The sequence below is a fragment of the Burkholderiaceae bacterium DAT-1 genome (assembly GCA_019084025.1).
GTDB lineage: Bacteria > Pseudomonadota > Gammaproteobacteria > Burkholderiales > Chitinimonadaceae > DAT-1.
Map to the genome: position 1 here is coordinate 290713 of JAHRBI010000004.1, position 18953 is coordinate 309665.

At 55.9% G+C, this 18953-nt stretch carries 18 protein-coding genes; 14 read left to right on the forward strand and 4 right to left on the reverse strand.

Annotated elements, in window-relative coordinates; all coding sequences use genetic code 11:
* Positions 1 to 123 precede the first annotated feature (123 nt).
* Entirely contained in the window at positions 124 to 3147 is a 3024-nt protein-coding gene (locus KSF73_10015; GenBank protein ID MBV1776048.1) for an Rne/Rng family ribonuclease, read from the reverse strand.
* Between the two features lie 556 nt (positions 3148 to 3703).
* On the opposite strand from KSF73_10015, the gene KSF73_10020 reads away from it, so the two are divergent.
* The 5 genes from KSF73_10020 to motD all read left to right on the forward strand — a co-directional run bounded on the left by KSF73_10020 (position 3704) and on the right by motD (position 7583).
* Entirely contained in the window at positions 3704 to 4678 is a 975-nt protein-coding gene (locus KSF73_10020) for an RluA family pseudouridine synthase (protein ID MBV1776049.1), read from the forward strand.
* A gap of 14 nt (positions 4679 to 4692) precedes the next feature.
* A complete protein-coding gene (locus KSF73_10025) occupies positions 4693 to 5331 on the forward strand; it encodes an HAD-IIIA family hydrolase (GenBank protein ID MBV1776050.1) in 639 nt (212 codons plus the stop codon).
* Between the two features lie 6 nt (positions 5332 to 5337).
* Positions 5338 to 5700, forward strand: coding sequence for a Rieske 2Fe-2S domain-containing protein (locus KSF73_10030; GenBank protein ID MBV1776051.1), 363 nt, complete (start codon positions 5338 to 5340; stop codon positions 5698 to 5700).
* A gap of 56 nt (positions 5701 to 5756) precedes the next feature.
* Entirely contained in the window at positions 5757 to 6704 is a 948-nt protein-coding gene (locus KSF73_10035; GenBank protein MBV1776052.1) for a S49 family peptidase, read from the forward strand.
* A 93-nt stretch (positions 6705 to 6797) separates the two neighbouring features.
* A complete protein-coding gene (gene motD, locus KSF73_10040; GenBank protein ID MBV1776053.1) occupies positions 6798 to 7583 on the forward strand; it encodes a flagellar motor protein MotD in 786 nt (261 codons plus the stop codon).
* 40 nt (positions 7584 to 7623) lie between these two features.
* Here motD and KSF73_10045 read toward each other — a convergent pair whose 3' ends face one another.
* The gene (locus KSF73_10045) at positions 7624 to 8118 is read right to left on the reverse strand and encodes a flagellar protein FlgN (GenBank protein ID MBV1776054.1); all 495 of its coding nucleotides are present in this window, start codon (positions 8116 to 8118) and stop codon (positions 7624 to 7626) included.
* The gene (flgM, locus tag KSF73_10050; GenBank protein ID MBV1776055.1) at positions 8115 to 8450 is read right to left on the reverse strand and encodes a flagellar biosynthesis anti-sigma factor FlgM; all 336 of its coding nucleotides are present in this window, start codon (positions 8448 to 8450) and stop codon (positions 8115 to 8117) included. The genes KSF73_10045 and flgM overlap by 4 nt, the downstream gene beginning before the upstream one ends.
* 398 nt (positions 8451 to 8848) lie before the next feature.
* Here flgM and KSF73_10055 point away from each other — a divergent pair, with 398 nt between their 5' ends.
* Both KSF73_10055 and tilS read left to right on the forward strand, forming a co-directional pair.
* Positions 8849 to 9817 (forward strand): acetyl-CoA carboxylase carboxyltransferase subunit alpha, encoded by a 969-nt coding sequence (locus KSF73_10055; protein MBV1776056.1) that lies wholly within the window; start codon positions 8849 to 8851, stop codon positions 9815 to 9817.
* 108 nt (positions 9818 to 9925) lie between these two features.
* On the forward strand, positions 9926 to 11287 hold the full coding sequence (gene tilS / locus KSF73_10060; GenBank protein MBV1776057.1) for a tRNA lysidine(34) synthetase TilS: 1362 nt from the start codon (positions 9926 to 9928) through the stop codon (positions 11285 to 11287).
* A 28-nt stretch (positions 11288 to 11315) separates the two neighbouring features.
* On the opposite strand, the gene KSF73_10065 is transcribed toward tilS, so the two are convergent.
* A complete protein-coding gene (locus KSF73_10065; GenBank protein ID MBV1776058.1) occupies positions 11316 to 12263 on the reverse strand; it encodes an SPOR domain-containing protein in 948 nt (315 codons plus the stop codon).
* A 215-nt stretch (positions 12264 to 12478) separates the two neighbouring features.
* Here KSF73_10065 and ndk point away from each other — a divergent pair, with 215 nt between their 5' ends.
* The 7 genes from ndk to KSF73_10100 all read left to right on the forward strand — a co-directional run bounded on the left by ndk (position 12479) and on the right by KSF73_10100 (position 18948).
* Positions 12479 to 12904, forward strand: a complete 426-nt coding sequence (gene ndk / locus KSF73_10070) for a nucleoside-diphosphate kinase (protein ID MBV1776059.1) — start codon at positions 12479 to 12481, stop codon at positions 12902 to 12904.
* 54 nt (positions 12905 to 12958) lie between these two features.
* Positions 12959 to 14062 carry a 23S rRNA (adenine(2503)-C(2))-methyltransferase RlmN gene (gene rlmN, locus KSF73_10075; GenBank protein ID MBV1776060.1) on the forward strand — a complete coding sequence of 368 codons (1104 nt, stop codon included), beginning with the start codon at positions 12959 to 12961 and terminating at the stop codon, positions 14060 to 14062.
* 33 nt (positions 14063 to 14095) lie between these two features.
* Positions 14096 to 14839: a type IV pilus biogenesis/stability protein PilW gene (gene pilW, locus KSF73_10080; GenBank protein ID MBV1776061.1), complete on the forward strand. Its 744-nt coding sequence runs from the start codon at positions 14096 to 14098 to the stop codon at positions 14837 to 14839.
* A 27-nt stretch (positions 14840 to 14866) separates the two neighbouring features.
* On the forward strand, positions 14867 to 15982 hold the full coding sequence (locus KSF73_10085; protein MBV1776062.1) for a DUF4115 domain-containing protein: 1116 nt from the start codon (positions 14867 to 14869) through the stop codon (positions 15980 to 15982).
* A gap of 93 nt (positions 15983 to 16075) precedes the next feature.
* Positions 16076 to 17341 (forward strand): flavodoxin-dependent (E)-4-hydroxy-3-methylbut-2-enyl-diphosphate synthase, encoded by a 1266-nt coding sequence (gene ispG / locus KSF73_10090; protein MBV1776063.1) that lies wholly within the window; start codon positions 16076 to 16078, stop codon positions 17339 to 17341.
* Positions 17342 to 17381: 40 nt separating this feature from the next.
* Positions 17382 to 18641 carry a histidine--tRNA ligase gene (gene hisS, locus KSF73_10095; protein ID MBV1776064.1) on the forward strand — a complete coding sequence of 420 codons (1260 nt, stop codon included), beginning with the start codon at positions 17382 to 17384 and terminating at the stop codon, positions 18639 to 18641.
* A 70-nt stretch (positions 18642 to 18711) separates the two neighbouring features.
* Positions 18712 to 18948 carry a hypothetical protein gene (locus KSF73_10100; protein ID MBV1776065.1) on the forward strand — a complete coding sequence of 79 codons (237 nt, stop codon included), beginning with the start codon at positions 18712 to 18714 and terminating at the stop codon, positions 18946 to 18948.
* Positions 18949 to 18953: the final 5 nt, after the last annotated feature.

Sequence of the window (18953 nt, forward strand, 5' to 3'; positions counted from 1 at the left end):
CACAATCAATGCTGATCGCTTGAGCCTTTATGCTTATAGCAAACCGACAGGTCAGACAAAAGCATCGGGCAAAATAAAACCCCCGCCATTTCGCGGGGGTTTATCTTTGGTGGCTAATCAGCCTTACTCAGCTTTGTCGCCGGATCGAGCAGTTTCAACCAAAATCAGCTCTTCCTGAACAGGTGCCGAGCGCTCGGATGGCTGAACATCGCGGCGGCGTTTACGTGCCGGAGCGGCAGGTGCATCCACCACAGCAACGGGTTCGAACGCCTTGGTCGCGACCTGAACCAGACCTACGTCTTCAGGTGAGGCGATTTCCGGCAGGACAATTGGCGCAACCACTGGTGCAGGTGCTGCTACCACAGTTTCTACAACAGGCGCGCTTACTTCGACTGCTACCGCTTCAGCTGCTGTATCAGCAACGGACGCTGCGGCAGGCGCCGTAGCGGCAAGCACTACGTCTGTGACTACTTCCACAGCAGGGGTGCTTACGACTTCTGCTACAACGTCTGCAACCTGAGCGGCTGGCGCTACAACAGGCGTGGCTTCTACAACTGGTGCTGCGACAACTTCCACCACAGGGGCAGGGGCTTCGATGATCGGCGCAGTTTCAACAGGCTCAGCTGCAGCAACGGGTGCCGGAGCGGCTACGACGTCTGCTGGCTTGGCTGCTGCAGCAACCGGGGTTGCAAGCTCTGCCACAATCACTTCTGCAACAAAAACTGCTGCAGGTGCCGCTGCGGCCACCGATTCGGTCGATTGTTCCGCGCTGTCGGTTACGGACACGCCTTGATCCTGCTGGGCGTTGTCCTGACGATCACCACGACCGCGGCGGTTGCGGCGGCGACGGTTACGGCCTTCGCCACTGTCCATGATTGGTTCGGCAACGATGATCGCGCTCTCATCTACAGGCTTGGTATCCTGCGATGCGGCCTCGACTGCTGCCACTTCCGTGCGTGGCTGACGCTCGCCACGCGGTTCGCGTTCCTGACGCGGCTGGCGTTCGCCTCGTGGTTCGCGTTCCTGGCGTGGCTGACGCTCTTCGCGACCCTCACGTTCCTGACGTGGTTCACGCTCAGCGCGCTCCTCGCGTGCCGCACGTTCTTCGCGAACCGGGCGCTCCTCGCGCGGTTGACGCTCTTCACGCGCCGGGCGCTCGTTGCGCGGCTTGTTGTTTTCAGAGCGGCCTTCACTATCCTGATTCTGGTTACGACCATTGCGACGCTCGTTGCGGCCATTCTGGCGCGGTTGCTCGTCTTCCTCAATGCGTGGCTTGCCACCTGCAGGGCGGCGATCTTCGCGTTGTTCGCTGCGTTCGCCATTTTCGTTGCGATCACGGCGACCATCACGGCGACCATCGCGACGACCATTGCGTTCACCCCGTGCCGGACGCTCCTGAACCACAGGTGCCGGCGCCGGAACAACTTCCTCTTCACCCTTGAAGAAGGAAATGATGCGCGAGAACAGGGACGGCTTTTGTGCCTCAATCACTTGTGCTTGCTTGGCCTTGGGCGCTGGCTCAGCCGCAATCGGCGCTGGCTGGCTTGGTGTAATGCCCTTGACCGCAGCTTCCTGACGCGGCTTGACGGCTTCTGCTTCCTTGGCTGGCTGATAGACTTCATCCGCAGGGACGTCGACCATCTTGTAAGACGGAACGGCATCATCGCCATGATTCAGATCGTCATGGCGCAGACGCTGCAGATGATAGTGCGGCGTTTCCATGTGAATGTTCGGGATCAGCACCACGCTGACCTTCAGGCGCGATTCGATCGAGAAGATGTCGGCACGCTTTTCGTTCAGCAGGAAAGTAGCCACATCGACCGGCACCTGTGCGTGGATCGCACCGGTGTTTTCCTTCATGGCCTCTTCCTGAATGATCCGCAGGATGTGCAGGGCGGATGATTCGATCCCACGGATAAAGCCGGTGCCATGACAGCGCGGGCACGGCTGGTGCGCGGTTTCGCCGAGGCTAGGCTGCAGACGCTGGCGTGACAGTTCCATCAGGCCGAAACGCGAAATCTTGCCGGTTTGCACGCGGGCACGATCATGACGCAGGGCATCGCGCAGGCGGTTTTCCACCTCGCGCTGATTGCCGGCCTTTTCCATGTCGATAAAGTCGATGACGATCAGACCGCCCAGATCGCGCAGGCGCAACTGGCGGGCGATTTCATCGGCCGCTTCGAGATTGGTACGGGTGGCGGTTTCTTCGATGTCGCCGCCCTTGGTGGCGCGAGCCGAGTTCACGTCAACCGATACCAGTGCTTCGGTGTGGTCGATCACGATGGCGCCGCCGGATGGCAGCGGGACTTCGCGCGAGAATGCGGTTTCGATCTGGTGTTCGATCTGGAAGCGGGAGAACAGCGGCACATCATCGCGGTAGAGCTTCACGCGGCTGACGTTGCCCGGCATCACATGGCTCATGAACTGGCGAGCCTGCTCGTACACGAATTCGGTGTCGATCAGGATTTCACCAATGTCCGGCTGGTAGTAGTCGCGGATAGCGCGGATCACCAGACTGCCTTCCTGATAGATCAGGAATGGACCGTTCTGTGAGCCGGCAGCGCCTTCAATCGCTTTCCACAGTTGCAGCAGGTAGTTCAAATCCCATTGCAGTTCTTCGGCGGTACGGCCAATACCGGCAGTACGGGCAATGATGGACATGCCGCCCGGTACTTCGAGCTGATCCATCATTGCGCGCAGTTCCTGGCGCTCTTCACCTTCGATACGGCGGGAGACACCACCACCACGCGGGTTGTTCGGCATCAGCACCAGATAGCGGCCAGCCAGGGAAATAAAGGTGGTCAGGGCAGCGCCCTTGTTGCCACGCTCATCTTTTTCGACCTGGACAATGACTTCCATACCCTCGCGCAGGGCGTCCTGAATACGGGGACGACCACCTTCACCGCTGTCCTGGAAATAGGAGCGTGCGACTTCCTTGAAGGGGAGAAAACCGTGACGATCGGTGCCGTAATCTACAAAGCAGGCTTCGAGCGAGGGCTCGATGCGGGTAATGATGCCTTTGTAGATATTGCTCTTGCGTTGTTCCTTGCCGACTGTTTCGATGTCCAGATCAATCAGCTTCTGGCCGTCGACAATCGCGACGCGCAGCTCTTCGGCCTGCGTCGCATTGAACAGCATGCGTTTCATAATCAACTCTCCTGCACCCGGACGCGCAGGAACGAACACACCGGCGGCACTTTAGCCGTCGCGTGGTAAAAAACCGCTAGGGGTGGCGATGCAATAATACCTGCAAGGCTGATGATTCCCTGTTCGTGTTCAAATCTTCATGCGCGCCATGTTGCACGCATGGGTATGTTCGTCTGTCGCGGGCAGATGCGACGTAGGCATCTGCAAGTGTCCGGCAATGCATTAAAAATGCTTCATGGGCGCCGTTGCTTGTGGTGAACGGCGATGACCGGTTCCGGCTGGTTCGTCTTGGTCTGTTTTCCTTGTCAGGCCGCGAATGAGCGGGCAGGCGTCGGTCTTGCGCACGTGGTGCCAGACGGGATCGGCACGGCAAGAATGTGAACAACGCAGGGAAAAGAACAGAGAAAGACCGCGCGAGCCGGTCGCACGTGAGATAATCAGATTTTGATCCCCGCAGATGTTTGCCGGGATCTCCGGGCAACCATTCTGCAGGCCATCGCGGATAAACGGGCTAGACTGATTTGTCTCACACCCGTAAGGTCCGTTGCGATGGACCATGCAAGTATATGACAAGATGACTGACACTAGCAAAGTTTCCTGGCTGACTGTTGACGCCGAAGAAGCAGGACAGCGGCTCGACAACTATTTGATGAAGCACCTCAAGGGTGCGCCAAAAAGCCTGATCTACCGGATCATCCGCTCGGGTGAGGTACGCGTGGACAAAGGACGTGCCGATGTCACCCACCGGATTGCCGCCGGTCAGGTCATCCGCATCCCCCCGATCCGGCTCGCGGAGCCCGATGAATCGCGCAAGGCTGCCGTGCCTGCGCTGGAATTCCCGGTTATCTTCGAAGATGAAGCGATCATTGCCATCAACAAGCCTGCAGGCGTGGCCGTGCATGGCGGCAGTGGCGTGAGCTTCGGGGTGATCGAGCAGATTCGTGCTGCACGGCCTCAGGCCAAATTTCTGGAGCTGGTTCACCGACTGGATCGTGAAACATCCGGACTGTTGCTGATTGCCAAAAAGCGCAGTGCGCTGGTGGCGCTGCACGATATGCTGCGTGATAACCACAATATCGATAAGCGCTACCTGACGATGGTGAAGGGGCATTTCCCTGACCCCAAGCGCGCAATTAAATACAAGCTGACTAAATACAACACTGCAGACGGCGAACGTCGGGTAAAGGTTGATCCGGAAGGCATGACCTCGCACACGATTTTTTACCGGCGCACGCTTGGTAAGGCATCGACTTTGCTGGAATGCGAGCTGAAAACAGGCAGAACCCATCAGATTCGGGTGCATTTGTCCCATGCCGGATTTCCGATTCTTGGCGATGACAAATACGGCGATTTCCCGCTAAACAAGGCATTGCAGCGGGCAGGGCTCAAACGCATGTTTCTGCATGCCTGGCGCTTGAACCTCAAGCATCCGCTGTCGGGCGAGATGCTGTCGCTAGAGGCGCCTCTGCCCAAGGAGCTTCAGCGCTATCTGGATCAGGAAACCGCGCAGGATGAGGGAGCTGCATCATGAGTCGGCGCTACGATCTGATCGTGTTTGACTGGGATGGCACACTATCCGACTCTACGTCACTGATCGTGCGATCGATCCAGCATGCTTTTGCTGGCGCCGGTCTGCCGGTTCCCCCGGATGAAGAAGCGGCACACGTCATCGGATACAACTTGCGCGAGGCGCTGGAATATCTGGCGCCGGGCGCAAATCCAGATCATGTGTCACACGCGCTAGAGGCCTACAAGGATTACTTTCTGGCGCATGCAGATGAAGTGGTGCTATTCGACGGGGTGCGCGAAGCACTGTCTCATTTTCGCGAAGAGGGGTACTGGCTGGCGGTGGCCACGGGCAAATCGCGTCGCGGGCTGGATCGCGTCATGGCCGAAGCCGACCTCACGCATTTCTTCGATTTCACCCGCTGTGGCGACGAATGTTTCTCCAAGCCGCACCCGCAGATGCTGGAACAACTGATGGAATGGACGGGCGTCGAAGCGCGACGAACCATCATGGTCGGTGACACCACGCACGATCTGAATATGGCACTCAATGCCAAAGCCGATGCGCTAGGCGTGACCTATGGCGCCCATCCTGTCGAGGCCTTGCATCAATGCAAGCCCCTTGCTGTACTGGATCGTTTCACCGAAGTCGATGCCTGGTTAAGAGCGAACGGGTGACCAGACATGGATGTTTCAAGCGAACGCATTCTGATATGCGACAGTGATGCACTGGCTGATCGTGGCGCAGGTGTGCGCTTTACCGCCAGTTGGGCTGGGCAGTCTGTACCGGCTTTTGTCTTGCGCCACAATGGTGTGCTGAAAGCATTTCTCAATGAATGCCGGCACGTACCCATCGAGCTGGACTTTAATGAGGGTGACTTTCTTGATCTCACCCGGGAGTACATCATCTGTTCGACACATGGTGCCATGTATCGTCCGGTGGATGGTATGTGCGTAGGGGGGCCGTGTCGCGGTAAATCCCTATATCCACTGAAGGTCATCGAGGAAGACGGGCAGGTGTATTATCTGCCCGAAAAGCGAGCCTGATCATCAACGCTTCAAATTCGGCTGCACGATGTGAATCACCTAAAGGAATGCATTGAATGAATGAGCAACAATCTCCCGGTTGGGAAAAGGAAGTGCTGGAAAAGCTGGTACTGGCTAGCCTGAAAGAGCAACGCGCAGCCCGAAACTGGGGGATATTTTTCAAGTTTCTGACCTTCGGCTTTCTGTTCCTGATCCTGATCCTGATTTTTGGCGCACGTGAAGCCGGTGATGGGGAAACATCCAGCCGTGGGCCGCATACTGCCGTGGTCGAACTCAACGGCGTCATTGCAGCCGGGAATGACGCCAGTGCCGAGCGGATTAACGAAGGACTGCGTGCCGCCTTCAAGGATCACAACACCAAGGGTGTGATCTTGAAGATCAATAGCCCGGGCGGCAGTCCCGTACAGGCAGGTCAAATCAATGACGAAATTCGTCGACTGAAGGCGCAATATCCAAAAATCCCATTGTTTGTGGCGGTTGAAGATATCTGTGCCTCGGGTGGGTATTACGTCGCAGTGGCGGCTGACAAGATTTTTGTCGATAAGGCCAGCCTGGTCGGTTCGATTGGCGTGCTCATGGATGGGTTTGGCTTCACCGGCGTCATGGATAAGCTGGGGGTTGAGCGTCGCCTGGTGACAGCAGGCAGCAATAAGGGCTTTCTTGATCCGTTCTCTCCTCAGAATCCCCAGCAGCTCGCCTATGCGCGCGATATGCTGGCGCAAATCCACCAGCAGTTCATCAAGGTGGTCAAAGAGGGGCGTGGCAAGCGCCTGAAGGATGATCCGGAGCTGTTTTCGGGTCTTGTCTGGAATGGGGAAAAGAGCGTGGCGCTGGGTCTGGCTGATGGCTTTGCCAGTACAGACGTCATTGCGCGAGATATGATTCATGCTGAGGAACTGGTTGACTACACGCCGCGTCCGCATTGGGCTGAACGATTTGCTAAATCGATTGGTGCCGAAGCTGGCACGCGTTTAGGGGCTGCACTGCAAGTTCAGCTGAAATAAGCCCAGTTTTTGCCTAAAACAGTAGTGAGCGGCCCGGACTTGCCCGGGCCGTTTTACTGTGGAGCGCAGAGGATGAAATCCAGGCGTAGGCAAATGCACGAGGAGCACGACAACCACGAACGCTGGCTGGTATCGTATGCCGACTTTATCACGCTGTTGTTCGCGTTCTTTGTGGTGATGTACGCGCTCTCGGCTGAAAATAACGGCAAATACAAAATTCTGGCGGACTCATTTGTTCGCGCCTTCAACCTGCCTAATCCCGAAACATCCAACAAGATCCGCATGGAGCAGACCGCAGGCGCCATGCCGCCCGCGCTCATCCCCCTGCCCATGAATCCGGTTGCACGCGCGCGGCTGGAGCAAGAAGTGAGGCAGCGCCAAAATGAAGAATATCGGATGAAGCAAATGGCGATGGAGTTGCGAAATAGCATGTCCTCGCTGATTGAAGATGGACAGGTGAAGGTGTCGGAAAGCAAGCGTGGGCTCGCAATCGAGATTAATGCAGCCCTATTGTTTCCTGTGGGCTCCGCTACCTTGCAGGGTAAGGCAGTGAATACCCTGGTAGACATTGCACACAAGGTGGCAGGGCATGACAACTTGATTCAGATTGGCGGACACACCGATAACGTACCAATTGCCTCGATGCAGTTTCCGTCAAACTGGGAGCTGTCGGCCTCCCGTGCGGGTACGGTTGTCCGTCTGTTTGAGGCATCCGGCGTAGAGCCTGCCCGTCTGGTGGCCATTGGGTATGCCGATAATCGACCCAAGTCCGGTAACGATTCTGCTGAGGGGCGGGCTAGCAATCGTCGCGTCACAATCGAAATCCTGGCAGATACTAAACAGGAAGTGGCGACATTACCTGCCGATGCAGTTCATTGATTCGTTGGGGGCGTGCAGATGAGTTGCGTGAACCCAAGAATCAGGCTTTGTCGTTCAGTCGACCGCCGCTGAACGCCTGTGGCTGTCCGCTGGCGTCGTAAACAAGCGGGGAACGGCTGGCGCGTAGAATTTTAATCAGGTGCCGGTTTTGCTGGGTGCGACTTTCGATCAGCTGCCCATTCACCGTATTGCTATCATTGGCTTGTCTGGCCAGTTCCAGCAAACTCGTCCAGGCTTGAGCGATGGACTGAAACACAACCTCAGGCAATTTGCCATGATTTTCAAGGGGATGTCCTGCTGCCGATGAAATCAGTACCCCGTTGATTTCAAACTGCTGCTTGCGTGTTTTAGCCAAGCCTTCCAGCACTTGCGCGTGCAGCGTTTTCTCAGCCGAAAGGCGTTCGAGTTCCGGAATCGCATTGTTGATCAGCGCGTCGCGTTCAGCTTCCAGCAATGCAACAAAATCCCTGACTGCCTTGATTTCGGCTGCCAGAGATTCATGTACGGGTAAGGTCGGGATCGCGATGTCGCTCACTCGTTGTGCTCACCATTTTGTTTGGATAGCAGCTGTTTGACATTTTCAACCAGCTTGTCAGCAATCGCATCCGGCCGCACCTTGAATTTGCCGTTGGCGATGGCGTCGCGAATTTCCTCCACGCGCGCAGCGTCAAAGGCCGGCTGGCTGGTCATGGATGTTTCCAGCATCTTCAACTTGGCGCTGAAAATCTGGATGTCGTTGGCGGATACGCTACTGCTACCCGTTGCGGCGCTAGAGGACGCCGAACTCTGGTTCCCGACCGACACACGTCTGCTTGTGCCGACGGATTGGCCGTTTACAAGCGATTTACCACTGTTATCGATCTTCATTTTGCTCAATCTCTGCTCGTTGTGTGCCCTGTACAACTCGTTCTGGGCATCCTGTTACGCAGAATATCGACAGGCTAGCAGGAAACTTTAGGCTTGCGACGGTTTTTTTTACACCTTTTGTCGGTCTGTTGCACCGATGCGCGCATCGCTTGACTATCCTTGTGCCACAAGGCTAAACCAGTGTTCCTCAAGCATTCTTGCAGGTTTTTGCGCGTTCAGGCATCCTTTACGATTAACGGTTTTGAATATCCTGATTTGCCGGACGGTTGCTCGATTTTCGATTGTGTCAATCTTGTAGAACCTTGGCAATTCGCTATCATGGCGGCGATTTACCGGATCACCGGTCAACGAATCTTGCTTACGAAGTGCGTGTATCGCGCGGACTTCGGACGGACATAATGAAGACCACATTCCTAGACTTTGAACAACCTATCGCGGAACTCGAAACCAAAATCGAGGAACTGCGTTTTGTGCAGGATGACTCCGCAGTCGATATTTCTGTGGAAATCGGCCATCTGCAAAAGAAAAGCCAGGAACTGACCAAGAGCATTTATTCCAAGCTGTCTCCCTGGCAAATTTCGCAAGTTGCGCGTCATCCTCAGCGTCCTTACACGCTGGATTACGTGCGCAGCATCTTTACTGACTTTGAAGAGCTACATGGTGATCGCCACTACGGTGACGATCAGGCCATCATTGGTGGCATGGCGCGCTTCAACGGTCAGTCGGTTATGGTGATCGGCCATCAAAAGGGCCGTGATACCAAGGAAAAGATTCTGCGCAACTTTGGTATGCCGCGCCCTGAAGGCTATCGCAAGGCGTTGCGCCTGATGCAGCTGGCCGAAAAATTCAATATGCCGGTGATCACCTTTGTGGATACGCCGGGTGCTTATCCAGGCATTGGCGCGGAAGAGCGCGGCCAGTCAGAGGCAATCGGCCGCAATCTGTTTGAAATGGCCAAGCTCCGCGTGCCGGTGATTGTGACAGTGATTGGCGAGGGCGGCTCCGGTGGTGCACTGGCAATTGCTGTGGGTGACCATGTGCAGATGCTGCAGTACGCAACCTATTCCGTGATTTCTCCGGAAAGCTGTTCGTCGATTCTGTGGCGTAACACCGGCAAGGCTGCCGAAGCTGCCGAAGCGCTGGGCATCACATCCAGCCGTCTCAAGACACTGGGGCTGATCGACAAGGTGGTGAATGAACCAGTGGGTGGCGCGCATCGTGATCATCAAGCCATGATGATTTCCGTGAAGCGAGCCATCAACGATGCTTTGCGCTCGCTGGAAGGCAAGTCGATTGATGATCTGCTCGATTCTCGTTATGAGCGTCTCCTGTCCTTCGGCAAATTCAAGGAAGTCGCAGCGGACTGAACCGTATACAGGGGAACCGTGTACTAGGCATCTCGCATTTGCGGATGACTCACTGCGAATGACTACTGATGGCGCGACTGGTTCGCGCCATTTCCTTTTGGAATCCGAATGTCCGCCCAACCCTCAAAATATGCATCACCCGACGTACTGCGCCATTACGTGCTAGATCGAGCACGGGCGCTACCAGAAGATTGCCGCTCTCTCGTGATTGGGTATTCCGGGGGGCTCGACTCATCCGTGTTGTTGGATGTCATGGCGTGGGTGGCAAATCAGCGTTCAATTCATCTGTCAGCGATTCATGTGCATCATGGGCTCAGTCCTCATGCAGATGCCTGGGTCGCTCATTGCGAAGCGCAAGCCAGCCGCTATGGGCTATCTATCCGCATTGAGAAGGGTGAAGTTCGCACACGTGGTGAGGGCATTGAGGCTGCGGCAAGGCAGTTGCGACAGTCTGCCTTCCAGTCCTGCGCGCCAGCTACGATCGTACTGGCACATCATTCGGATGATCAGGCTGAGACATTGCTGTACCGGCTGGTACGCGGCACGGGGGTGCGTGGTGCAGGTGCAATTGCCGAATGGCATAGGACGCATACGCAAGTCATCTGGCGTCCTCTGCTCGAGATCCCGCGTTCTGCGCTTGAGGGATACGCGCGTGCATTAGGACTGAGCTGGATCGAGGATGAAAGCAATCAGTGCGATGATTTTGATCGCAATTATCTGCGCCAGCATGTTCTGCCGGCCATTGATCGACGTTTCCCGTCTGGTAAGCGTAACTTGGTGCGCGCTGCGAAGCAGTTTTCCGAGGCTGCAGCGTTGCTTGATGAACTTGCGGGCGCAGATGCAGGTCCGTGGCAGACTGGCCTGAATTTGTCCGCGCTTCGCCAGCTGAGTGCAGCGCGGCAGCGGAATGTACTGCGCTACGTGCTGGGTGAGTGTGGCGTCCAGGCAGCTGAAAAACACATCGATCTGGTGCTGCAGCAATTCTTGGGAGCCGGTGAAGATCGTATCCCGATGCTTCGCTTGGGGGAGCATGCGGTTCATCGTTACAGGGATCGGCTGTATATCGTCCCATGGGTGCAGTCGGTACCGCAGGGGCAGGATGTATCGCCCGCCATCGGTGAGGCACGGCGGCCGGTGGGCTGGTTCGGCATGCTGCGCTGGCAGCCTGTGCCGACGGGTGGAATTGATCCTGCGCATAGCGGATTACGCGTATATTCGCGGCGCCAGGGATTGTCTATGCGTCTGTGGGCAGGCGGGCCAACCAAGCAAATGAAACAACTGTTTCAGGAGGCCGGCATTCCGCCCTGGTTGCGCGAGCAATGGCCCATGATTTTTCGGGGTGATGAACTGGTTGCCATTCCGGGGATTGGCGTCGCCTCCCAATTCCAGTCTGCGTCCGGGCAGGTTGGCTGGCTGCCGATATGGACGCCGGATGGTATGGCTGCGGTTTTCGGTCAGTCGACAGACTGACCGGATGTTGGTCTAAGTGGGGGTGTGACTATTGCCCCGGCGCCTGCAAGATCGGCTGGATTCCCATTTCCCGCAGTCGGTTTTCCATGCGCACTGCATCTTCCCTGGAACGGAATGGTCCGATCTGAATACGGGTTTCAACACGGGCGGGAATCCCTGCTGCGCGCAGTCTGCTCAATAATTTTTCTGCATTGTCACTACTTTGAAAGACACCTGCCTGTAAATTGTAACCTTTGGCGCCTAGGGGCAGGATGCCACTGGCGATGCCGGTAATCATTTGCTCTGCCGTCTGTGGAAGTTGTTTCACAGGCTTGCTGGTGGGCATGGCTGGCGCTGGTACTGCAGCGGGTGTGCTTGGGGTGGAGGTGGCTTGCTGCGCCGTCGATTGAGTGGCTGACGCGCCCTTTGCGGGTGCCACCTGCTGTGCCGGCTTGTTCACCGCGGCTGCTTGGTTCGATGCCGTATGTGGCGCAGGGTGCTGAGCATTCACCGCAGGCGCTGGCTGATTGATGGTGTCTGCATCATGCTTTTCATTGGGTGCGTTCGGTTTGCCCTGTGCGGCATGTGTCGCAGGTGTCTGGGAACCGGATGGTGCATGAGCGCCTGTTGGCGCTGCTGTATCGCTTGCCTTGCTGTCGGTAGCGGCAGTTGCGGGAATCGCCGCACCGGTTGTCGTGGTGGGTGCTGGATGATCGCCGACCACTTCAGGCTGGGCTGTGGAGGCTGGTGTTTCATCTGACTTGGCGGCAGGGGACGGCGTAATGGGTTTGGATTGGGGTTTAAGGGCTTGAACCGGGCTGATGTTGGAGGACTCGCGTGCGACAGATTTGTCCGGTTCATCGAGTCTGTTCAGAGCGCCAATGATGATGGCAACAATGACGACCAGCACGACGGCAATGGCCAGTCGCTGGAAAAGTCGCTGCCGGATTTCCCGTTGAGCGTCGGCGTCGTCACGATCTGGCGCGTAATTTTGCATATGGGCGTCTGTATTTGCCTGCTGGTTTGTCGGTTTGTCTGGCCCATTACGCGCAATTGCGCTTTCACTGAGCCAAAAGCTGCTAAAATACTGGGTCATTCAAATGCCGACAAGCACTGGCCCCTGATGTGGCCTGCTTTGCAGTACTTATGTTGCAGTCGGCGCAGTTCGTTGTAAACAGGTTTCCTTTTATCTTTTTGTTTGGAGAGTAGTCAATGGCTATCGAACGCACCCTGTCGATCATCAAGCCCGATGCAGTTGCAAAGAACGTGATCGGTCAGATCTACGCTCGCTTCGAAAATGCTGGCCTGAAGATCGTTGCTTCGCGCATGGCTCATCTGTCCCGCGCTGAAGCTGAAGGCTTCTACGCAGTGCACAAAGAGCGTCCTTTCTTCAAGGATCTGGTTGATTTCATGGTGTCCGGTCCGGTCGTAATCCAAGTGCTGGAAGGCGAGAACGCAGTTCTGAAGCACCGCGATCTGATGGGTGCCACCGACCCGAAGAAGGCAGAGAAGGGCACCATCCGTGCTGACTTCGCTGAATCCATCGACGCAAACGCCGTGCACGGTTCCGACAGCCTGGAAAATGCAGCGAACGAAATCGCTTATTTCTTCCCGGCTTCGCACGTGTTCGCACGCTAAGTCGAAATCTGGTCTAGTACCAAAGTAATCGCGTGTAAGGACTGGTTGTAAAAGATGTCTGTCAATTTGCTGGATTTTGATGCTGCCCGTTTTGCCGAATTTCTGGCTGAGCGTGGCGAGAAGCCATTTCGTGCCAAACAGCTGATGCGCTGGATTCATCATTTTGGTGAGTCAGACTTCGGCAATATGACCGACATCGCCAAGGTAACACGCGAAAAGCTTGCAGCCGAGGCGGTCATTGCGCCGCCCCGGTTGATGACCGAGCAAGCTTCATCCGATGGCACCCGTAAGTGGTTGCTGGATGTGGGTACCGGTAACGGTGTCGAAACTGTTTTTATCCCTGAAGATGATCGCGGTACGCTGTGCGTGTCGAGTCAGGTGGGGTGTGCGCTGGAGTGCACTTTCTGCTCGACGGGTCGTCAGGGCTTCAATCGTAATCTCACCACCGCCGAAATCATCGGCCAATTGTGGTGGGCAAATCGTGCGCTAGGTCGTGATCCTAAAGGTGATCGCATCATCTCCAATGTGGTAATGATGGGGATGGGTGAGCCGCTGGCCAATTTCGACAATGTCGTTGCGGCCATGAATATCATGCTGGACGACAATGCTTACGGATTGTCACGTCGTCGCGTCACGCTATCTACGTCTGGTATTGTTCCTGCCATGGATCGTCTGCGTGAAGCGTGTCCTGTGGCATTGGCTGTCAGCTTGCATGCGCCCAACGATCCCTTGCGCGACGAAATCGTCCCGATCAACAAGAAATATCCACTGCGTGAGCTGATGGCTGCGTGTGAACGCTACCTCGAAAAGGCGCCGCGCGACTTCATTACCTTCGAATATGTGATGCTTGATGGCGTGAATGACACGCTCGAGCATGCAAAGCAGCTGCTGGCGCTTGTCAAGCATGTGCCATGCAAGTTCAATCTGATACCGTTCAACCCGTTCCCGAATTCAGGGTACGATCGGTCCCGTCCTGATTCAATCAGACGTTTCCGTGACCGATTGATCGAAGCAGGGTACATTGTGACCGTGCGCAAGACGCGTGGTGACGATATTGATGCTGCATGTGGTCAACTGGCTGGCCAGGTACTGGATAAAACAAAACGTACTTTGCGTTTAAAGCAGCTCGATGATCAGGGCGATAGCCTGACAAACTGATTAACACTGAAGCGGTTGGAGGTGAGTAAGGCGATGAAATGCATCCGGAAACTATTGGCTGGAGTTTGGTTAGTCGCCTGTTTACCTGCTTGGGCAGAGGTAGACCATATTGAAGTCGCCAAGATTCGGACAGAGCTTGCTGCCAACTATTTCCAGCGCGGACAGTTTGAGGTTGCGCTGGAAGAGCTGAATCATGCGCTGGGTGCAGCAGGCTCATTTGCGCCTGCATATGGTTTGCGTGCGCTGATTTATACCGAATTGCGCGATTATGCGACTGCCAACGAGGCATTTCTGCGCGCCCTGCATTATGCGGGCAACGATTCAGACATTAATCACAATTACGGCTGGTTTTTGTGCATGCGCATGAATAAACCGGCAGAATCTATCAAATATTTCACAGCGGCACTTCAAAATCCCCTGTACGCTTCTCCCGCACGTACGCAGGCGGTCGGCGCGCATTGTGCGGTTTCAGCGGGGAAGCTGGAACTCGCGCAGGATTGGATTTCACGCGCTTCACGATTTAATCCGAATAACACTGATTTAATGCTGAGTCAGGCCGAATATGCACTTGCAGGTGGCGACCTGATCTCGGCGCGGCGGTATCTGAACCGGTTTAATCAGGCATCTCCCCAGACATCTACCTCACTGTGGCTCGGGGTGCGTCTTGAACATAAGGCCGGGGATATGCCTGCGCGCGATAAGCTGGCGCGCGAGCTGAAAAATGCATTCACTGACAGCTTTGAGGCAAGCCTCCTGGCTGCAGGCAAATTCGAATAATATTCAGGCAGGGTGATCTGGAGAGTCATGACAGTCATGAATCAAAGCGAACAAGAATTGAATGAGGGCGTGCTTGCATCTGCAGTGGAGACCTCTTCCGCAGGCGCAGTGCTTTCAGAGCAGCGCAAAATTGCAGGGTTATCGGTTGCTGATGTAGCGTCAAAGCTAAAGCTATCAGCTCGACAGATCGAGGCCCTCGAAGCAAATCGCTACGATCAGCTTCCGGGTAATACGTTTGTTCGCGGATTTGTACGGAACTATGCACGCATTCTGGAAGTGGATGCGATGCCATTACTCGAATACCTGGATAGTCATCTTCCTAAGGAAGTTCCGCAGTCGGCGCTGCCTCGCCTGGCAGATCAGCATCTTCCGGTGTTGCGTCCTGATGGTGGCAAAGGCGGTGTCGGCGGACGATTTATCGCGGCTGGCGTTATGCTTGGCGCGCTTGCAGCAGGTGGATTCTACGTTTACCAGCGAGGTCTGGAACCTAAGCTGATTATGGCAGAGACCGAAACGCCAGCGCCCCCTGCCTTGGTGCAGCCGGTGCAGCAGGCTGATCTCGTCAAGAGTGATGTCCCGCAGATGGATGCAGCCGCTACCGCACAGCAGGCAGGTGGTACGACAGATGGCGCTGCACCCTTGGCCGCAGATGCAGCACAGTCCACAGCACCCGCTGTTACTGGGACGACACCTGTCGATGTAAAAGACGCACCCAAGGCAGGCGCAAATTCCGCCCCGGTGGTCGCCGATTCCACTCGGCAAGAAGCAGGGCGCCCGGTAGCTGGAGCGTTGCCCAAATCGGAACCAAAGCCTGATACCAAGCCTGTTGTTGAAAATAAACCAGCTGAAATAAAGGTAGCGACCGCAGATGCCAAAAAGGTGTCCGATCAGTCTCCCGCGGACGCAAAGGGTGACATTCGTCTGGTTGCGCACGAAGAGGCATGGGTGCAGATTACCGATGCGACGGGTAAACGATTGTTGAATGAGCTGGTGCCCGCCGGCACAACGCGCATTGTTGGTGGTGTTGCGCCCTACAAGGCCCGGATCGGAAATGCGGGGCAAACCGAGCTCTATTACAAGGGCAAGCCGACCGACCTGACTTCGCGCACCAAGGTCAATGTGGCCAATCTGGATTTGCCGTAATTTTTTGGCAATATCCTGTACAATCGCAAACTAACGATTCAACCTGTCGACCGGCTTGTCCGGTCGACGCATTTTGAAATGATCTGAAAGAACATGGCTTTAACTCGTCGCGAATCCCGACGTATGCTGGTGGGTGGTGTGGTTGTCGGTGGAGGTGCCCCGGTTGTGGTTCAGTCCATGACCAATACGGATACCGCAGATGCCGAAGCCACGGCAGTCCAGGCTTTTCAGTTATGGCAAGCTGGCTCCGAGCTCGTCCGCATTACAGTCAACTCACCAGAGGCGGCGGCACAGGTATCCGCAATTCGCGCCCGTCTGGATGAGATGGGATGTCCTGTACCGCTGATTGGCGACTTTCATTTCAATGGCCACAAATTACTTGCGCAGTATCCCGATTGTGCTGCCGCACTGGCTAAATATCGCATCAATCCTGGCAATGTAGGCAAAGGCAGCAAGCGAGACGAGCAATTTGCCGCCATGATTGAAACGGCCATCCGTTTCGACAAGCCGGTTCGCATTGGTGTGAACTGGGGAAGTCTGGATCAGCAGATGCTGGCGCGGATGATGGACGAGAATGCACATGCGGCGGTACCGCTGGGCCCTGATGCGCTGATGCGTGAAGCGCTCATTCGTTCGGCGCTAGAGAGCGCCGCCAAGGCCGAAGAACTGGGCTTGCCCGGTGATCGCATCTGTATCTCCTGCAAAGTCTCCAATGTTCAGGATTTGATTCTCGTATACCGCTCGCTGGGGCAGCGATGCAGCTATCCGCTACATCTTGGTCTGACTGAAGCGGGCATGGGTTCGAAGGGAATTGTCGCATCAACCGCTGCCCTGTCAATTCTGTTGCAGGAGGGGATTGGTGACACGATTCGTGTCTCGCTGACACCTGAGCCCGGAGAGGCTCGCACCAAGGAAGTTGTGGTTGCGCAGGAAATTCTGCAGACCATGGGGATTCGTTCGTTTACCCCGCTGGTGACGGCATGTCCCGGGTGTGGTCGCACGACATCGACCTATTTTCAGGAGTTGGCGCAGAAAATCCAGACATGGCTGCGCGAGCAAATGCCGGCCTGGCGCAGTCAGTATCCGGGTGTCGAAACGCTGAATGTGGCTGTGATGGGGTGTGTGGTCAACGGCCCGGGTGAGTCAAAGCTGGCCAATATCGGTATTTCCTTACCGGGAACGGGTGAGGTGCCGGTGGCGCCCGTCTATGTAGATGGCGAAAAAAATGTCACATTGAAGGGTGATCACATTGCTGAAGAGTTTCAGGCATTGGTTGCTCGCTATGTGCAGGAACATTACGCAGAGGGTGGCCGTTTGCGCAGACAGCACACCGTGATCCCCCTCAAGCCGCTGGCCTGATGGCAGCGAGCAGAAGAAAAGTATAAGGATAATCAGATTCATGGCTGACAAGATTGAACGCATCAAGGGCTTTTACGACATTCTGCCCGATGACGCGGCGCTCTGGCTGAAGCTGGAAGAGGCGGGTCGCAAGGTGCTCGCTCAGTACGGCTATCGTAATATCCGCATGCCGGTAGTAGAGGACACTGCACTGTTTGTGCGTGGTGTAGGCGAGCACACTGATATCGTCGAAAAGGAAATGTACTCCTGGACTGACGCGCTCAATAGTGATCGTTTGACACTGCGTCCCGAAGGAACTGCAGGGTGTGTGCGTGCCGTGGTTGAGTCCAATCTCACCTATAACGGTCCGCAGCGCCTGTGGTATATCGGACCCATGTTCCGTCATGAAAAACCGCAAAAGGGTCGTCAGCGGCAGTTTCATCAGCTCGGCGCCGAAGCATTCGGGTTCGCCGACGCTGAAGTTGATGCCGAACAGATCATCATGCTGGCGCGCCTGTGGCGCGAATTGGGCATTGCCGATGTCGAGCTGCACCTGAATACCATTGGCGATGCGCCGGAACGAGCGGCATATCGCCAGACCCTGATCGCCTATTTCGAGCAGCATATGGACGTGCTCGATGAGGATGCACGCCGTCGTTTGCATGCGAATCCGCTGCGTATTCTCGACAGCAAGAATCCGGCGATGCAGGCAGTGATCGAAGCTGCGCCGCGCCTATTTGATACGCTCGGCGAGGATACTCGCAGTCATTTTGAACGCGTATGCAGGCGTCTGGATGCGGCCGGCGTGAAGTACGTGTTCAATCATCGTCTTGTGCGCGGGCTGGATTATTACAACCGCACCGTGTTCGAGTGGGTGACGACCCGCCTTGGCTCTCAGGGTACGATTGCAGGTGGCGGCCGGTACGATGGTCTGGTCGAGCAACTTGGTGGTAAGCCCACCCCGGCATGTGGCTTCGGACTTGGTCTGGAGCGCGTCTTTCTGCTGATGCAGGAGTACGGTGTGCAGGCTGCGGCTGAGCTGGATGCCTATATGGTGGTGGCGGGTGACAAGGCAGCAGCTGTGGCACCGCAAGTCGCAGAGCAATTGCGTGACGCAGGGCTTCGCATTGCGATGCATGTCGGAGGCGGAAGCTTCAAGTCGCAAATGAAAAAGGCAGATGCATCAGGTGCGCCTTGGGCAATCATCATTGGTGATGATGAGGCTGAGCAGGGTGTGGCGGCACTCAAGCATTTACGCGATGCTGACCGCGCACAACAGACGCTGGCTGTCATGGAACTTGCGGCAGCAATGACTGCCTGATACAGATAGCGTCCGGAACATCATGACTCAAGTCGCAACCGCAGCAGGAAAACTGAAAATATCCCGTAAAATGACGCTTATCAACGCGATCGGTGCGGTATGTCTCGGTTTGGGTTTGACCAGTGTACTGGGTGAAGGGGGCGCATTGCATCCTTTGCTGGCCAGTCGCACGGTGGGCGGCATGCTATGTCTGGTCGGTACAGGGTTAACCGGCTGGTTCACAGTGGATTTGCTGAAACGGATACAGGCCAGACAGCACGCTTTGATGCGTCAGGCCTTCGAACAAAACAATTCAGGGAAGCATTGAACGCA

What these genes read in the sequence shown, in the direction of transcription:
- KSF73_10020 (MBV1776049.1), top strand. Translation starts at nt 3,704, where the DNA reads ATGCAAGTATATGACAAGATGACTGACACTAGCAAAGTTTCCTGGCTG.
- KSF73_10030 (MBV1776051.1), top strand. Translation starts at nt 5,338, where the DNA reads ATGGATGTTTCAAGCGAACGCATTCTGATATGCGACAGTGATGCACTG.
- KSF73_10065 (MBV1776058.1), bottom strand. Translation starts at nt 12,263, where the DNA reads ATGCAAAATTACGCGCCAGATCGTGACGACGCCGACGCTCAACGGGAA.
- motD (MBV1776053.1), top strand. Translation starts at nt 6,798, where the DNA reads ATGCACGAGGAGCACGACAACCACGAACGCTGGCTGGTATCGTATGCC.
- KSF73_10085 (MBV1776062.1), top strand. Translation starts at nt 14,867, where the DNA reads ATGACAGTCATGAATCAAAGCGAACAAGAATTGAATGAGGGCGTGCTT.
- KSF73_10055 (MBV1776056.1), top strand. Translation starts at nt 8,849, where the DNA reads ATGAAGACCACATTCCTAGACTTTGAACAACCTATCGCGGAACTCGAA.
- KSF73_10035 (MBV1776052.1), top strand. Translation starts at nt 5,757, where the DNA reads ATGAATGAGCAACAATCTCCCGGTTGGGAAAAGGAAGTGCTGGAAAAG.
- pilW (MBV1776061.1), top strand. Translation starts at nt 14,096, where the DNA reads ATGAAATGCATCCGGAAACTATTGGCTGGAGTTTGGTTAGTCGCCTGT.
- ndk (MBV1776059.1), top strand. Translation starts at nt 12,479, where the DNA reads ATGGCTATCGAACGCACCCTGTCGATCATCAAGCCCGATGCAGTTGCA.
- tilS (MBV1776057.1), top strand. Translation starts at nt 9,926, where the DNA reads ATGTCCGCCCAACCCTCAAAATATGCATCACCCGACGTACTGCGCCAT.
- KSF73_10100 (MBV1776065.1), top strand. Translation starts at nt 18,712, where the DNA reads ATGACGCTTATCAACGCGATCGGTGCGGTATGTCTCGGTTTGGGTTTG.
- ispG (MBV1776063.1), top strand. Translation starts at nt 16,076, where the DNA reads ATGGCTTTAACTCGTCGCGAATCCCGACGTATGCTGGTGGGTGGTGTG.
- flgM (MBV1776055.1), bottom strand. Translation starts at nt 8,450, where the DNA reads ATGAAGATCGATAACAGTGGTAAATCGCTTGTAAACGGCCAATCCGTC.
- hisS (MBV1776064.1), top strand. Translation starts at nt 17,382, where the DNA reads ATGGCTGACAAGATTGAACGCATCAAGGGCTTTTACGACATTCTGCCC.
- rlmN (MBV1776060.1), top strand. Translation starts at nt 12,959, where the DNA reads ATGTCTGTCAATTTGCTGGATTTTGATGCTGCCCGTTTTGCCGAATTT.
- KSF73_10015 (MBV1776048.1), bottom strand. Translation starts at nt 3,147, where the DNA reads ATGAAACGCATGCTGTTCAATGCGACGCAGGCCGAAGAGCTGCGCGTC.